Source organism: Streptomyces sp. NPDC033229 (assembly GCF_055576875.1).
Map to the genome: position 1 here is coordinate 1 of NZ_JBVIQR010000036.1, position 13,760 is coordinate 13,760.

21 protein-coding genes are annotated in these 13,760 nt (G+C 68.5%); 18 read left to right on the plus strand and 3 right to left on the minus strand.

The window, feature by feature from the left end:
- Positions 1-114 precede the first annotated feature (114 nt).
- From ACZ53N_RS27130 to ACZ53N_RS27190, 13 genes are all read left to right on the plus strand, one after another.
- Positions 115-300, plus strand: a complete 186-nt coding sequence (locus ACZ53N_RS27130) for a hypothetical protein (RefSeq protein ID WP_469143420.1) — start codon at positions 115-117, stop codon at positions 298-300.
- A gap of 12 nt (positions 301-312) precedes the next feature.
- Positions 313-1,074 (plus strand): hypothetical protein, encoded by a 762-nt coding sequence (locus tag ACZ53N_RS27135; RefSeq protein ID WP_469143421.1) that lies wholly within the window; start codon positions 313-315, stop codon positions 1,072-1,074.
- Between the two features lie 279 nt (positions 1,075-1,353).
- Complete coding sequence (locus ACZ53N_RS27140) at positions 1,354-1,590, plus strand: hypothetical protein (RefSeq protein WP_469143422.1); 237 nt, start codon at positions 1,354-1,356, stop codon at positions 1,588-1,590.
- Between the two features lie 21 nt (positions 1,591-1,611).
- On the plus strand, positions 1,612-1,911 hold the full coding sequence (locus ACZ53N_RS27145; RefSeq protein WP_469143423.1) for a hypothetical protein: 300 nt from the start codon (positions 1,612-1,614) through the stop codon (positions 1,909-1,911).
- Between the two features lie 51 nt (positions 1,912-1,962).
- On the plus strand, positions 1,963-2,172 hold the full coding sequence (locus ACZ53N_RS27150) for a hypothetical protein (protein ID WP_469143424.1): 210 nt from the start codon (positions 1,963-1,965) through the stop codon (positions 2,170-2,172).
- Positions 2,173-2,208: 36 nt separating this feature from the next.
- Positions 2,209-2,445, plus strand: a complete 237-nt coding sequence (locus tag ACZ53N_RS27155; protein ID WP_469143425.1) for a hypothetical protein — start codon at positions 2,209-2,211, stop codon at positions 2,443-2,445.
- A gap of 28 nt (positions 2,446-2,473) precedes the next feature.
- Positions 2,474-2,809: a hypothetical protein gene (locus tag ACZ53N_RS27160; protein WP_469143426.1), complete on the plus strand. Its 336-nt coding sequence runs from the start codon at positions 2,474-2,476 to the stop codon at positions 2,807-2,809.
- Between the two features lie 215 nt (positions 2,810-3,024).
- Complete coding sequence (locus ACZ53N_RS27165) at positions 3,025-3,279, plus strand: hypothetical protein (protein ID WP_469143427.1); 255 nt, start codon at positions 3,025-3,027, stop codon at positions 3,277-3,279.
- Positions 3,276-3,614, plus strand: a complete 339-nt coding sequence (locus tag ACZ53N_RS27170) for a VRR-NUC domain-containing protein (protein WP_469143428.1) — start codon at positions 3,276-3,278, stop codon at positions 3,612-3,614. The genes ACZ53N_RS27165 and ACZ53N_RS27170 overlap by 4 nt, the downstream gene beginning before the upstream one ends.
- A gap of 150 nt (positions 3,615-3,764) precedes the next feature.
- Entirely contained in the window at positions 3,765-4,004 is a 240-nt protein-coding gene (locus tag ACZ53N_RS27175) for a hypothetical protein (protein ID WP_469143429.1), read from the plus strand.
- A gap of 6 nt (positions 4,005-4,010) precedes the next feature.
- The gene (locus ACZ53N_RS27180; RefSeq protein WP_469143430.1) at positions 4,011-4,298 is read left to right on the plus strand and encodes a ubiquitin family protein; all 288 of its coding nucleotides are present in this window, start codon (positions 4,011-4,013) and stop codon (positions 4,296-4,298) included.
- 106 nt (positions 4,299-4,404) lie between these two features.
- On the plus strand, positions 4,405-5,472 hold the full coding sequence (locus ACZ53N_RS27185; RefSeq protein WP_469143431.1) for a hypothetical protein: 1,068 nt from the start codon (positions 4,405-4,407) through the stop codon (positions 5,470-5,472).
- A 119-nt stretch (positions 5,473-5,591) separates the two neighbouring features.
- On the plus strand, positions 5,592-6,059 hold the full coding sequence (locus ACZ53N_RS27190; RefSeq protein WP_469143432.1) for a hypothetical protein: 468 nt from the start codon (positions 5,592-5,594) through the stop codon (positions 6,057-6,059).
- 174 nt (positions 6,060-6,233) lie between these two features.
- On the opposite strand, the gene ACZ53N_RS27195 is transcribed toward ACZ53N_RS27190, so the two are convergent.
- A complete protein-coding gene (locus ACZ53N_RS27195) occupies positions 6,234-6,428 on the minus strand; it encodes a hypothetical protein (protein ID WP_469143433.1) in 195 nt (64 codons plus the stop codon).
- A 50-nt stretch (positions 6,429-6,478) separates the two neighbouring features.
- On the minus strand, positions 6,479-7,099 hold the full coding sequence (locus ACZ53N_RS27200; RefSeq protein WP_469143434.1) for a hypothetical protein: 621 nt from the start codon (positions 7,097-7,099) through the stop codon (positions 6,479-6,481).
- A gap of 369 nt (positions 7,100-7,468) precedes the next feature.
- Between ACZ53N_RS27200 and ACZ53N_RS27205 the strand changes: the two genes are divergently transcribed.
- The 5 genes from ACZ53N_RS27205 to ACZ53N_RS27225 all read left to right on the plus strand — a co-directional run bounded on the left by ACZ53N_RS27205 (position 7,469) and on the right by ACZ53N_RS27225 (position 12,580).
- Positions 7,469-8,149, plus strand: coding sequence for a ParB N-terminal domain-containing protein (locus tag ACZ53N_RS27205; RefSeq protein WP_469143435.1), 681 nt, complete (start codon positions 7,469-7,471; stop codon positions 8,147-8,149).
- The gene (locus tag ACZ53N_RS27210) at positions 8,146-9,582 is read left to right on the plus strand and encodes a methyltransferase domain-containing protein (RefSeq protein WP_469143436.1); all 1,437 of its coding nucleotides are present in this window, start codon (positions 8,146-8,148) and stop codon (positions 9,580-9,582) included. The genes ACZ53N_RS27205 and ACZ53N_RS27210 overlap by 4 nt, the downstream gene beginning before the upstream one ends.
- 5 nt (positions 9,583-9,587) lie before the next feature.
- Positions 9,588-10,115, plus strand: a complete 528-nt coding sequence (locus ACZ53N_RS27215) for a hypothetical protein (RefSeq protein ID WP_469143437.1) — start codon at positions 9,588-9,590, stop codon at positions 10,113-10,115.
- Positions 10,116-10,503: 388 nt separating this feature from the next.
- Entirely contained in the window at positions 10,504-11,055 is a 552-nt protein-coding gene (locus ACZ53N_RS27220; RefSeq protein ID WP_469143438.1) for a hypothetical protein, read from the plus strand.
- Positions 11,045-12,580 carry a terminase large subunit domain-containing protein gene (locus tag ACZ53N_RS27225; protein WP_469143439.1) on the plus strand — a complete coding sequence of 512 codons (1,536 nt, stop codon included), beginning with the start codon at positions 11,045-11,047 and terminating at the stop codon, positions 12,578-12,580. The genes ACZ53N_RS27220 and ACZ53N_RS27225 overlap by 11 nt, the downstream gene beginning before the upstream one ends.
- A 193-nt stretch (positions 12,581-12,773) precedes the next feature.
- Here the strand turns inward: ACZ53N_RS27225 and ACZ53N_RS27230 are convergent, their stop codons facing one another.
- Positions 12,774-13,607, minus strand: a complete 834-nt coding sequence (locus ACZ53N_RS27230; RefSeq protein WP_469143440.1) for a hypothetical protein — start codon at positions 13,605-13,607, stop codon at positions 12,774-12,776.
- Positions 13,608-13,760 lie beyond the last annotated feature (153 nt).

The window sequence follows — 13,760 nt, forward strand, 5'->3', positions numbered from 1 at the left end:
GATCCCACTCTGCATTCGTTAAATCCCCACGGCCCATACCACCAGCCTGACGCCAACACCCCACCTACGTCAGGAGATCCGAGAAACAGTGCCTATGACCTGGAAGGGCATTGGATGCCATGGCGGGACATGCTCCACGACTGGCTCTACGAAGACGCAGAGGCCGCCGAATTCGGAGCGGAACCGCCCGGCGCCCGCTCCCGATGGCAGGCCCACCTCGCCCAAGCAGCCGGCAGCGCCGAGCCCCCACCCAACACCGGCGTCGAATCGCAGACCCACCAGACCCCCGCCCTCTCCTGAAGGTCTTCACCCATGACGATCCCTGCATCCGTCACCGGCAACTGTGCCCACGAGGTGTTCACCGATCTGCACCGCCTGCTGCTCGAGGAACGGATCAGCGCCCGTGCGCAGCGCCGCATCGGCCGCGCCCTCCTTCATGCAAGGCGGCTCGACCAGGGCTTGCGGTGCGCCGTTCGCATCGACGACGAGCCGACCTGCGCATGGCTCACGCTCGTGGGTCGGGCGACCGCCGACAGCGGCCCGGTCATATCCGAGATCATCAACCGTGCACCCTCTTCCAGCGTCGGCCAGGGATTCCGGGCCCGCGACGTCATGGTGGCGATGCGGATGCGGGCGGACCGCTGGCCGGAGCCGGACCGGCATGACGTGATCACCGTGAAAGCGCCGGGCGTCGAGGTGGAGCTTCACGGTCATCGCATGGTCGTCTACAGCGAGGCCAGCCCTCCTGAGCCGAGCGGCGCGCTGGTGGTGACGTTCGACAGAAGCTGGCTGGCTGAGGATGTCGCAGCCGTCGCGGACACCGCGATGCGGACCTTCGGCCGCCCAGAGGCACTGCACCGCACGTGGACCACGCTGCCACGGGGTTGGGTTCACCCCAGCGACGGCCGATGCCAGCAGCTTCAGAGCTCGGCTGGGCTGAACCGACCGGGCCGGCGAGCCGGATTGGTGGGCGACCATGGGTCGTGGGCCTTCTGCTCGTGCGGCTGGACGCGTGTCTGCGACGGGAGGGACGGGGCCAGGTGGGCGGCGAAGCGGCATCGCGAAGCGCCGTGAGTGGCACGCCCGCCCCGCGCGGATGCCGACGCGAGCGGGAGCCCGCATGAGGTGGCGCCGACCGCAGGCTGGCACACCTGGGCGCCCCGGCCCCTGGAGAAGACCAAGGCGCGAGATGGCCCCGCAGGGAGCTGCGACAGGAAGACGGCGCAGGGAACCCACCCACAACCCCCGCGTGACGGACGCCACTTCACCCCAGTGGACACCCCCACGAAAGATAGTAGAATATACCTAATGGGGGAGGGCGAGGGCCCGACCTGAAGACGCGAAGGAAACGCAATGCCCGCGATTGCCGGTTGGTCCATCCAGGAAGCCCGCAGCATCCTCGGCTTCGACGCCCCGGATTGCGAGGAGTGCTCCGGCGAGGGGCGCGTCTCCTACTGCGACGGCCCCTACCTGCGCGAGCGCGATTGCGATGAATGCCTCGGCCGCGGGACCGTTACGCCCTGCCCTCCCTGCCAGACCTTCCCGAACGAAGACTGCGAGACGTGCGATGGGCACGGGATTCTCGCCTGACCTCGAATAGGTGATGACCTGATGACACACGCAGACCGCCTGTCGGCTGGTGACAGCCTGACCCGCGCAGCACTCGACACCGGCATCGGCTCCTCCTTCACCCTGACCAGCGACCGCAAGGTCCGCCTGATCATCCGCGTGGCAGACGACACTTTCCAGTCCTTCGAGCGCCCCGTCGGCGGCGCGCAGGACCAGTGGCGCGCGACAGACCTCACCGGCGGCGGTAGCAGCTACCTCTTCGACGAGGCGGTCTCCGCCGAATGGGGCCGGGGCCTGGACTACCTGCTGCGCCTCAGCCCCAGGAACACGACCGCCCACTGACCCCCCATGCGGCGGGGCCCGAGCCCCGCCGCACTCACCGAAAGAGCACAGATGCACTCCCCCTCCCGGCTCCGCCGCCCTCTGGTCCTCACGATGCTCGCCGTCGTCCTGCTCGCGGCACTCACCCCGCTTGTCCACATCTACCGGGGTGAGAACGCCGGGGTCGTCGTCGGTACGGCCGGCTACGACCTCGGCTTGGAGTGGCGCGGCAGCCCCGGCGTGTTCGCCCACCTCGACGGCGCCGACCCCGACCACCCCTGACCCGCCCCACCAGGGCACCCAAAGAAAGGCTTTCTCGTGTTCATCCGACTGACCGCCGCCTCCCTTCCCGAACTCCTGAAGGCCGTCGGCGCCCCCGGCGAATACGCCTACGACCCCTCCCTTGGGGGTCGGATGGTCTTCAAGACCCACGACGGCGAGGTCATGACGCCAGGCGAGGCAGCCAGCCGCTACCTGCCGCCGTGCAGCGGATGCGACAAGGCGCCCTGGCCGTCCTGCGCCTGCCCGCCCGCCCCCAAGCCCCCCACGCTCTGACACTGCTGACAGCCGAGAAAGGCATCCCATGCGCACCATTGCCCGCAACGCCACACGCCAGATCGCCGCGATCAAGGCCGAGTACACCGACTGCTTCAAGCGCAGCCTCGACAGCAACTTCGCCAGCACCCGCGCCGACGCCTCCCACGCTTGGGCAGCCCTGGCCACTCACCCCAGCGCCCGACTCCTCGAATGGCGCGACCACTACCGCATCAGCGTGCACTCCAACCTCTGGTACGAGCTGCACCGTCCCGCCCCCAAGCCGGAGCAGGCCGCCAAGCCGGAACAGGCCGCTAAGCCGGAACAGGCCGCTACCAGCAGCGGGCACCCCGCGCTCCGCTCGCGCCTGAAGCTGTCGATGTGATCGCACCAGGACCCTAAATAGGTGTTCATCTAACGCCGTGCTAGTTTCTTCTTCGTCACCGGCTACGGCACGGCCCTGACAACCAACCGACCTCCGGACGGGCAGCGAGACCCCCGCGCCCAGCCCGCCCGGACCGGCCCGTCCGATACGGGCCACCCCTCCGGCCGGAACCCCGCACCCCCACGCGGGGTTCCGGCCCTCCCATGGAGAGACAGATGCCAAGCACCACCGACACCCGCGTCCGGCTCCACGAGGCACTGATCCAGGAGCAGTACGGGCGCCCCCTGCAGGACCTCCTGGCGGAACTCGCACCCAGACCGCTGGCCGAACTCCTCCAGGAACAGCGGCACCGACCGCTGCCCCCGGTACGCAAGCTCCCCACCCCGTCCGTCCCGGACCCGCGCGCGGCCGAACACCGCGCCGCCTTGGCCGAGGCCATCGCACCGCGCCGCAAGGACCGGCCGTCATGACCGCGAACAAGGACGTGAGCGAAGAGCAGTTCCGCCGCCATGTGCGCCAGCTCGCCGCCATGCGCGGGTGGACGCTCGCCTACCACACGCACAACTCCCGGCGCAGCGACGCCGGGTGGCCCGACGAGGTCTACGGCCACCCCAAAGCGCAGCGCATCTTGTTCGTGGAACTCAAGAGCGACGTCGGGCGCATACGCCCAGCCCAAGCCGAATGGCTGCGCCACCTGGCCGCCTGCGGACTGGAAGCGGCCCTATGGCGGCCGCGCGACCTCGCACTGATCATCGCGACGCTCGCACCCAACGGCCCCAGGGCCCAACTACCCGACACACTCTGAACGAAAGGCCCCCGATGACTGACACCCGGCCGCCCACCAGCACCGAACGCCCCAGTCCACCACCTGACTGGTGCCACAGCTGCGACTCGCGGTTCAACACCCTCACCAACACCTGCCGCTGCAACCACCGCTAGCCCCGGAGAAGGACTCGTGACCCCCCTCGCCCGGCACACCGCCTACCGACTGCCCTGCCGACGCACCACCACCGCGGCAACCATGCCGGACGGCATCGCGGAGCCGGGCAGCACACTCCTCGCCTTCTCCGCCATCGCCCACCTGGCGAACCTCCTATGCGAAGACCTCGCCGACGGCCCCTGGCACACCGCCGCCGAGATCCGGGACATCGCCGAGGTGATGCAGGGCGCCATCACCCCTGACACGAAAGCCTGAGCACTGATGCAACCCGTCTTCGGCCCCCTGCCTGACGACCTCCGCCTCGCAATGGCGCTCTTCGACACCGCACAGACACTCCGTGACAGGCGCGGCGAATGGGCCCTCGTCCAGCAGCACGCGAAGCTCTCCCTGGCCAGCAACCAAGCCCACCGCATCCGCACCGGCAAGCTCGTCGCCTTCCGGCCAGCCGGCGCCTTCGAGGCCAAGGCCCGCAAGAACAGGGCCAAGACCAACGGCGAATCCGAGGTGTGGGCCCGCTTCGTCGGCCTGCCGACGGCAGAAGCCGCCTAGCAACACCCGCCTCTCCCCCACTCCCGCAGCCCGCGCACACCGCCGCCGTGGCCACGGGAGCCCTAGGCACGCCCCGGCTCACCAAGCACCCACCCAAGGACACGCCATGAACAGCAACCGCAACACCCTGGCCGCCCTCGCCTGCATCGCCACTATCGCCTCCTCCACCGCCTGCCTGCCCTTCACGAACGACAGCGCCAGCCCGTCCGCCACGGTCAAGAAGGCGTTCGCCAAGCTCGGCCAGCAGCACGCCATGTCGGCGGAGCTGCACTTCGACGGCAACGCCGAACAGATCTACTCCGCCATGCGCGCCCAGGAGGACTTCGAGCGCGCCGACGCCGACACGCTCGCAGACCTTCGCCTGTCCTACGCCCTGAGCTACGACAAGCCGCTCAAGGACATCAGCAAGGACGACGACTCCGGCAGCGCCTCGTTCGCCCTGTCCCGCACCGGACAGAAGCCGATGCTCGAGATGCGGTCCGTCGGCAAGAACTTCTACGCCCGCGGCGACGTGAAGGACCTGTCCCACCTCACCCGCCGAGACGCCAAGCAGACGGGTGATTCCGGCATGGCGGGCCTCGAACAGATGGCGCGCAAGGCCGACAACCTGCCCTCTTCCCTGGACAGCGTCAAGGGCGCTCTCAAGGGCGGATGGTTCTCCCTCGACCCGAAGGCGTACGAGGAGAGCCCGGGCGACGGGGGCGAGCTGGACGCGAAGACGCAGAAGCAGGTCCTCGGCGCCCTGGAGAAGGCCCTCGGCAGCAACGCCTCCTTCAAGAACGCGGGCAAGGCGAACGGGGCCGACCACGTGAAGGTGACCCTGCCCGCGAAGAAGACCGCCCAGGACATCACCAAGGGGCTGAAGCCGCTGGCAGACAAGCTCGGTGGGCGCGTGGACCGCATGTCCAACGACGTAGACGACGTGCCCGACAAGGACATCACTGTTGACGTCGCGATACGCGACGGCATGGTCTCCGCTCTCACCCTCGACCTCGCGCAGCTCGACGACAAGATGAAGGACACCCTTCCGCTGACCGTCGACATCAAGGGCGGCGCTACCAAGATCGACGTCCCCGCCGACGCCAAGCCGCTCAAGCCCGAAGACGTCATGGCCGCCGCCATGCTCACCTTTCGCGGAGACGAGACAGCCGCTCTCAACAGCATGCAGGCCTGACCGGGCCGCACCGCGCCCCCGCAGCGAGCCCGCACAGAACACGAGGCCAGGAGCCGCGCCGACAGGCGCCGCCCCTGGCCTCACCCACACCCACGCCCACACCGAGCGAGGAGCAGCACGTGATCGTCCGCATCGACACCCGATGGGAAGTGGACCCCCATACCTGGGCAGAAGCAGCCGGCATGGCCCCCTCCAGGTGCGTCCCAGAATTCCCCTGGTACCTCTCGGACGCCGTCGCCTACATGCCGATGCTCGACGCCACCGACGCCCGCCTGCGCTACCCCGGCGGGGACGAATACCTCCCTGACGAACTCGACGGGCAGGTCCGCTTCACCATGAGCTGGACGATCCAGGTCGACGCCGACACCTGGGTCCGCACGCGGGCCGAAGGATCCGGGCACCGGCCCAACGCCGAGGACTGCGGGTACACCCCGCCCGTCCCCACCCCTCACGGCCGCGCGCACGACGACTGCGCCAGGCACTTCACCGAACAGCTGTACAACCAGCCGATGGCCATCGAGTCCCAGGCCACCATGACCGTCCTAGCCCCCTTTTCGCACACCTACCGACCCGCCGACCGCCGGTGATCACCGAGCCCTCCCGTGTGATGATCACCGCCAAGCCATTGCCCGACTTCCTCCCAGGGCGCGGGGAATGGCGTCACCCACTACGATTCCTAAAGACCAGGCCGGACATGCTGGCTGAGGACACACCGGGCTTCGGGGCAGGCGTCGAAGCTGGCTCCGGGGTAGTGACCACGCTCAGCGGCTGCGGCGCCCCTGGCGAGCTCCACCTCCCCAGGGAAACCACGCAGCGAAGGCACGGATCACAGCGGGGATGTCGGGCCGATCCGCCCGGATCACCGCCATAATGCCGATGACCAATACAGGTAAGCCGAAGGCGCAGCACAGGCCCAGAGCAGCCAACTTGATGGTGTGCGGCAGGTACTCAAGCATGATGTGACTCCTGTTCGCCGGCCGGGCGCGAACGAGAGGACTGATCTGCCTCACACAGTGATACCCGTTGACGGCGCTATCGGGCCTCCGGCCACGGCCTGAAGCAACCGCACTTGCGGCTGCCGGGGCGGGGCATTTCGAGTTGGCGCTCCTCGCAGGGCGGTCCGCAGGTGAACGCGAGCTCGGCATTCCTGAGCGTTCAGCCGATCGCGATGCTGACGCATAGCTCGGTCGACTTGCTCAACGAGGCCAAGCAAGATTGCGCGCAGATGGCGTCGCTCGTGACGGGAGAGACCCAGTGCGGCACCGACGAACCGGTCCTTCCAGTCCCGTCGCCGCCGATGCACGTTGAACGACTCCAACAGCAACGCAATGGCGCCGTGGGACTTTCCGCTGCCCAGCGCATTCAGGTGCATGGTCAGCTGATGGAGCGGGTCTATTAGCTCGGTCAGCCGGTGAGCACCGTCTTCTACGGTCAGCCCATGGACACGGGATACAACTGCCCGTTCCACGATGGGCTGCTGCAACTGCTCGGGAAGCTGCGGCTTGTAGTACTGACGAACCACCACGCGGCGCGGCTCGAAGTCAGCGGAGTTCTCGACCAGTTCAGCCAGCGCGTCGAGGCGACTGATGTCAACCCCGTGGACCATCGGGGGGGATACCACGAGCACGTCGAGCCGTGCACTCCTGGTGATCTCGGGAAGGCGTCGCAGGCGAAGGCTTACGCGACGGGGCTCCATCTCCCCGGGGGCGGCCCTGGAGGCTGCCTGTGGGACCCGGAAGGTGCACCGCGCGCCGGGATCGTCAACGTGGCCCGAGTAGGGGCCCAGTGGCATCCCAAAGCATGTGCGCAGCTCCGCCAGGGGAGGCAGCAAGAGGCACGGACCGGCGTCAGGCGCCGCCGCTTCCCCCCTCACTCTCATGCTGGGGCAGCGTAGCCGAGACGGTACGGACGACGAGCAACCTTCTCGGAAGTCGCGGAGAGCCCGGCCCGACGCTCGTGGGCTTACGCTCGTGATGGGCGTGGGGCTGGAGTGCACATGTCGTCGCCGACCCCTCGTATCCCGGAGTCCCTGGCGGGTTTCGCCGTCCCCCTCGCGGACCTGGCCTCGTATCACCGCAACCCGCGCACCGGCGACCTGGCCTCAATCACCGAGTCGCTGGCCACCCACGGCCAGTACAAGCCGATCGTCGTCAACCGGGGAACGCTGACGGGCCGCCCGAACGAAATCCTGGCCGGCAACCACACGGCGAAGGCGGCCCGCGCTCTGGGCTGGGACGAGATCGCGGTGACGTGGCTGGACGTGGACGAGGACACGGCCGCGAAGATTGTCATCGTCGACAACCGCACCAGCGACCTGGCCGGGTATGACACCGAGCTCCTGGCGGACATCCTCAGCGACCTGCCCGACCTGAAGGGCACGGGCTACGACCAGGAACAGCTGGATGCCCTGCTGGACGACACGTCGCTTCCCTCCCCGATCGAGCTGCCCACCGATGGTGCCGGTACGGGCGCGGCCGCCACGGTGGACTACCTCCAGTGGGGCTACCTCCAGTGGTCGTCCACGCGGGTGCGTATCACGCAGGGTGAGGTGGAACTCCTCGACGCGCTGTACAAGAAGTTCGTCGCCGATCACGACTCGGACATGGGCTTCGGTTGGCACGTGCTGAACGACGAGCACCAGGCCGAGGCCGGCGCGGGCGCGGCGGTCGAGGCGTGAGCCTTGGTGTATGGTTCGAGCCGGACTATCCCCTCGACGATCTGCGCCCGGCGGACTACAACCCGCGGCGTCTGTCGGAAGAGGCGTTCGTGCGCCTGAAGGCGTCCCTGCGCCGTCATGGCGTGGTGAAGCCGGTCATCTTGAACCAGGACGGGACGCTGGTCGCCGGTCACCAGAGGACGAAGGGGCTGCGGGCGATCGGGCAGACGACGACGCCCGCGGTGATCTTGCCGAAGAAGGTGCGGCTTCAGGACGAGATCCAGTTCAACCTCCTGCACAACAAGGTTGAGACGGAGTCGTCGGTGGTCTACGCCGAGCCGGGCCCGATCGGCGAGTGGTGCTGGATCCCGTGGCAGACCATCGAGGTGGCGGATTCGCGCAACATCCCCTTCCAGCAGGCCATCTCTTTCATGACCGCCGGGCACGGGGCGTGGGGCAGCGTCGTCATCGATGACCAGGGCCGGATCGTGCTGAACGCCGAGTACGCGGTCGTCGCGAAGACCCAGCGGTTCGATGTGCTCGCTTGGACGGTGGCGAGCTTCGACGCGGGACAGCTGGTGCAGGACCTGACGGGCGAGTACGGCGTCTACGACTGGTCGGGCCTGGAGGAGAAGGCCCCGGTCTGGAATCAGCACATCGTGCAGCCCAACCGGCTCAGGAAGCACACGTCGAAGGCCCGGGAGGGTCAGGTCCGCTACCGGTCGGAGACGTGGGACGGGCTGGTGCTGCCGTGGCTGACGACCTCGCACCGGGTGGTGGACTTCGGGGCCGGCTACGGCGACTACGCCACGCATCTGCGGGAGAAGGGCTACCGGATCCACGATTACGAGCCGTACCGGACTCTCAAGGGGAAGTACAGCCTGGACATTCGCACGATCGTCGGGCAGATCCGGGCACTGGAGAAGGACCTGCGCAGCAATGGCCTGTACGACGTCGTGGTGCTGGACTCGGTCATCAATGCCACGACATCGCTGGATTATCAGCGTTGGGTGCTGCTGACCGTGAACGCCCTGTGTGCTGCCGATGGGCAGGTCTGTATCGGTACGCGCAATCTGAATGTGGAAATGAAGTACGAGAACTCGGAGCACTCCACGACGAAGAGTGCCACGCGTCTGCACTTCCTGGATGAGCACTCTGTGGACATGCGGTTCATCAAGGGAAAGTGGCAGCGGATCCGGTTCCATACGCCTGAGACGCTGCGGGAGCTGCTGCTTCAGTACTTCGAGGAGGTGGAGCTGAGCGAGACCCACCGGGCCAACATCAAGGCCAGGTGCCGGGGCCCGCGAGTGTTCCCGATCGATGATTACCGGGAGGCTTTCGATCACGAATTCAATATGCCTTACCCCGACGGCTACAGACACAACAAACATAAGGGAATAGTGGAAATTCTGATAGAATTGATCAAGGAAAGGAATGCACTCAAGGAGGGGTAAGGAGAATGCAATCTGAAGCGGACCCGAACAGGGTCCGCGTGGAAATTGAATCGCGTGATGAGTACCGCATCATGTGGCTGGCCGGGGTGCGCCAGGTGGACCTGACGCAGCACTGCCTGAAGGCGTTCGGGTTCTGCGACCGGCCGCGCGTGAACCATGCGGCCAGGCGCCAGACGGTGCTCCTGAACGCGATGCGGCCACCCTTGGCCTGGTATCTGTGCGCTCTGCCGATCCCCTGGGATTGGCACCGCAACGCACACTTGGCGTTCGAGCACACGCCCGGCCAGACCTGGGAGGGCGACGCCCTGGTGCGCGGGCTCGGCGTCCGCCTGACGAATGCTCACCCCATCCTCGGGTGGGGCGAGCACTCCATCCCGCCGGACGCTCCACTGCGGGGCTCGACGCGCTACCGGACGTGCCGCAACTGGCAGTTCGCTCACTGGCTACGCGCGAACCGCGGCGCTCCTCTCGCGCCACCTCCGCCGACCAGGCCCACCGCCCAGGGGGGTGACGAGCAGCTAGCCATCATGTAGCAAGCGCGCCTGAACAGCATTGAGGGGGCTGCTCCCGCCCACTGGGTGCAGCCCCCTCAAACGCTCCGCCTCACGTCAAACCGACGATCTCCCAGGGTGGGCACGGAGCACGGAAGCACGGGCAGAGCGGGACACGGCGCGGCCGGGCCGGTGGTGTCCTCGCAGCTCACGCTACGGCAGCGAACGTCGCGGCCCTGGTGAAGCGGCTCCCCCGGGCCCGACGGGCCGAGAGCGGTGCTCCGTGACGGTTGCGTCGTGTTCCACAGGGTGTGGACGGCACCGCCGAGATCGGTTGCCAGGCCATTGGGTGAAGGGGGAAGGTCCCTTCGGCGCTTGAATCTTGGCTGCGGGATCATGGTGAGGGGCGCGGGGTCCGGGAGTCGTGTTCATGGGCCGCCCCAACCGCGCCAGTCGGGCCGCCATCACCCAGCGCCGGGCCGACGCGATCGACCTGCGTCTGGCCGGGGTCGACTGGCTGACCATCGGCCGGAAGCTCGCCGCTGACCCCTCGGTCAACAGTGACGGCATCGCCTACCCGCAGGGGTACGGGGTTGAGCTGTACAAGGCAGGGCAGGAACCGCCCGCCGACAAGCGCCTGATCGAGCTTGCGTGCAAGGACGTCACGAAGGCGTTGGCCGAGCGCGCCACCAAGCTCGAAGACAGCGTTGATGAGATGCGGCAGCTCATGGCCGAGCGGCTGGAGCGCCTGTTCTTCCCTATGTACCGGCAGGCGCTCCGCTCGGGCGACTACCAGGCCGTTGACCGGGCCGTGCGGATCATCGAGCGCAGCAGTCACCTCCTCGGCCTGAACCGCCCGGTGCGCACCGAGGTGTCCGGCCCGGACGGTGGCGCCGTTCAGGTCCAGTCGGCCACGGACCTGGATGAGCTGGAGCGGCTGATCAACCTGGCCGGCCGCGTGCCGGAGGCCGGTGAAGCCTGAGGAGGCGGCGGTCCTCCAGGTCTACCGGGCGCTTCCCGCACAGCGCCGACGTGAGATCGCCGCCGCCTCCAGCCCCAAGTTGCGTGACCGTCTCGCTGCCATCGAGCGCGAGATGGCGATGGATCGTTCCCCGGGGGCGATGGCGGCCGTCCTCACCGAGGGGCGGGAGATGCAGGCCGCTCACCTGGATCTGATCGACGCGGCGTTCGAGCGGGTGGCGGCCGGGCAGCCGACGCGGCTGATGCTGACCATGCCGCCCCGGCACGGCAAGAGCAGGCGTGCGGCCCGGTGGGCGCCTCTGTGGTACCTGCGGCGGCGTCCGGAGCACCGGGTGATGATCGCCTCGTACTCGTCGGACCTGGCCGACGACCACGGCCGGTGGATCCGGGACGCGATCATCACCTACGGCCCGCAGTTGGGCATTGGTCTGCGGCCGGGGTCGAGCGCGGCGAATCGTTTCGACCTGGTCGGCACCGAGGGTGGCGCGGTCATGGCCGGTGTCGGCGGCGGCCTGACTGGTAAGGGCGCGCACCTGGCCGTCGTTGATGACCCGATTAAGGACGCCGCCGAGGCGTCCTCGCCCACGATGCGCAAACGGTTGTGGGAGTGGTGGCAGGCGGTTCTGCTTACCCGCATCGAGCCGGGTGGGTCGGTGATCCTCATCCAGACCCGGTGGGACGAGGACGACCTGGCCGGGCGCATCCTCGCCGACGAGGGCGAGCGGTGGACGCACATCGACCTTCCCGCGCTCGCCCTGTCCGAGGCCGACGCCCTGGGCAGGCCGGTCGGTGGTGCGCTGTGGCCGGAGCGGTACGGCGCGGCGGACCTGGAGGAGATCCGCCGCTCGGTAGGCGAGCGGGTGTGGTGGTCGCTGTACATGCAGCAGCCCCGCCCGATGGACGGTGGCGTGTGGCAGTGGCCGTGGATCACCGACCACCGTGTCAGCGCGGCCCAGCTGCGGGGCATCGACCTGGCCCGCATCGTGGTGGCGGTCGACCCGGCCGGCGGCGAGTCCGCGGTGGGCGACGAGACGGGCATCGTGGCCGCCGCGCGCGACCGCGACGGGCACCTGTACGTCCTGGACGACCGTAGCGGCAACCTCGGTGCCGACGCGTGGGGCAGAGAAACGTGCCTGCTGGCGATCGAGCTGCGCGCGGATGCCATCGTGATCGAGTCGAACTATGGCGGCGACATGACCCGGCAGGTCGTTCAGCAGGCGTGGCAGGAGCTTCAGCGCGAGCAGCGCACCGAGGGCGTGCTGATGCCCGCGGTGATCTCTGTGGTCGCGAAGCAGGGCAAGAGGTTGAGAGCCGAGCCGATCGCCCAGCTGTACGAGCAGGGCCGCGTCCACCACGTCGGCCAGTGGCCGACACTCGAGCAACAGATGGTGCGGTGGGTGGCGGGCATGGACTCCCCGGACCGCATGGACGCTGCCGTGCACGCGCTGACGCAGCTCGCCGACCCGGCGCACAGCGGCACGGGCCCTGCGCCCTACCGGGACGGGAGGCTGTCGGGCCGCCGGTGAGTCCGTTGGTCCGACGAGCCGGGACCGTGCCGACGCGTGTGGAGCAGCTCGGGTTCGCTGGGCTCATACCCCAGAGGTCTTCTCCAGCAAGGGCTTGGCTGTCTCGCGCTTGCGGCTGTACCGGCGGGCGTCCCGTCATGACCCAACCGGCCATGACCCCACGGCGAGGCAAGGCCCCCGACAGCGTCGGACACTAGGCTCCTGTCGTCGCCCCGCCGGTTTCGACCAGAAAGGCGTGGACCGAGCTGACGAACGCGCCGCGGCCCTCGTCGTAGCCGGTGCGCGGGCGGAACCAACGGTCCTCGGCGGACAGGAGCTTCCACGAGACGGGGTTGCTGGCGACGGCCAGGAGCTGGCGCAGGTCGTCTTCGGTCAGCACGCCGCTCTCCGCCGGGGCGCCGTCGCCCGCGAGGACGCCGCTCTCCCGGATCAGGCACTCCAGCTCGTCGAGGTCGTCGGGGCGGTCGTCCTCGTCCCGGTCACCCCAGCCTTCGAGCATCACGTGCGCCAGCCAGGCGCAACTGTGCGCTTCGCTGCCCTCGCACCGCTCCTCGCACCGCTCCGGGTTCCCTGGGCACCATCGTCGCTGCAGAGCATTCAGCGCAGACCTCACCACGGCTCGCCTGACCGCATACCGTTCCATGCGCGCGCACCGCTCCCCTACCGCCTCCGCGTGCAGGACGACGGCATCAGGCCCGAGGACCCGAAGCCCTGAGCAGGCTTCCGTCAGCGCCTGGCTCCTGGCGCGCAGTTCTTCCGCCCGGGACCGCGGGTCCATCGCCTCTAGCCTCCACACCGTGTCGGTGAACGCGTCCGAAGCGCGCAGGAACGCCGTCCACGCCTCGCACCGCTCCGCCTCCAGCCTCAGCCCCCGCTCCACAGCGGCCTGTGTACTCATCGACTCCAGGGCGAGGCGGCGCCCGAACGTGGTCTGCCAGCGCGCCACCATGACCGCCGCGAGAGCCGCCACTCCTGAGAAGACCGCCCCGAGCGCCGTGAAGGCGGTGTCCACATCCTGTACGCCCACCCGCCCACAGTGCCCTCCCACAGGCGCGCGAGCGCGGCCAAGACCGCAACGGCACACACCTTGTCGCGCGGCAGACAGGAGCATGTCGCTCCATGGTCAGAGCTGATCGCAATATGCACAGCTGAGCCATGACCGGCCGTAATGGCCTTGCAG

Coding starts and splice junctions, on each gene's coding strand:
- ACZ53N_RS27130 (WP_469143420.1), top strand. CDS start 115: ATGCCATGGCGGGACATGCTCCACGACTGGCTCTACGAAGACGCAGAG.
- ACZ53N_RS27135 (WP_469143421.1), top strand. CDS start 313: ATGACGATCCCTGCATCCGTCACCGGCAACTGTGCCCACGAGGTGTTC.
- ACZ53N_RS27140 (WP_469143422.1), top strand. CDS start 1,354: ATGCCCGCGATTGCCGGTTGGTCCATCCAGGAAGCCCGCAGCATCCTC.
- ACZ53N_RS27145 (WP_469143423.1), top strand. CDS start 1,612: ATGACACACGCAGACCGCCTGTCGGCTGGTGACAGCCTGACCCGCGCA.
- ACZ53N_RS27150 (WP_469143424.1), top strand. CDS start 1,963: ATGCACTCCCCCTCCCGGCTCCGCCGCCCTCTGGTCCTCACGATGCTC.
- ACZ53N_RS27160 (WP_469143426.1), top strand. CDS start 2,474: ATGCGCACCATTGCCCGCAACGCCACACGCCAGATCGCCGCGATCAAG.
- ACZ53N_RS27165 (WP_469143427.1), top strand. CDS start 3,025: ATGCCAAGCACCACCGACACCCGCGTCCGGCTCCACGAGGCACTGATC.
- ACZ53N_RS27170 (WP_469143428.1), top strand. CDS start 3,276: ATGACCGCGAACAAGGACGTGAGCGAAGAGCAGTTCCGCCGCCATGTG.
- ACZ53N_RS27180 (WP_469143430.1), top strand. CDS start 4,011: ATGCAACCCGTCTTCGGCCCCCTGCCTGACGACCTCCGCCTCGCAATG.
- ACZ53N_RS27185 (WP_469143431.1), top strand. CDS start 4,405: ATGAACAGCAACCGCAACACCCTGGCCGCCCTCGCCTGCATCGCCACT.
- ACZ53N_RS27195 (WP_469143433.1), bottom strand. CDS start 6,428: ATGCTTGAGTACCTGCCGCACACCATCAAGTTGGCTGCTCTGGGCCTG.
- ACZ53N_RS27205 (WP_469143435.1), top strand. CDS start 7,469: ATGTCGTCGCCGACCCCTCGTATCCCGGAGTCCCTGGCGGGTTTCGCC.
- ACZ53N_RS27215 (WP_469143437.1), top strand. CDS start 9,588: ATGCAATCTGAAGCGGACCCGAACAGGGTCCGCGTGGAAATTGAATCG.
- ACZ53N_RS27220 (WP_469143438.1), top strand. CDS start 10,504: ATGGGCCGCCCCAACCGCGCCAGTCGGGCCGCCATCACCCAGCGCCGG.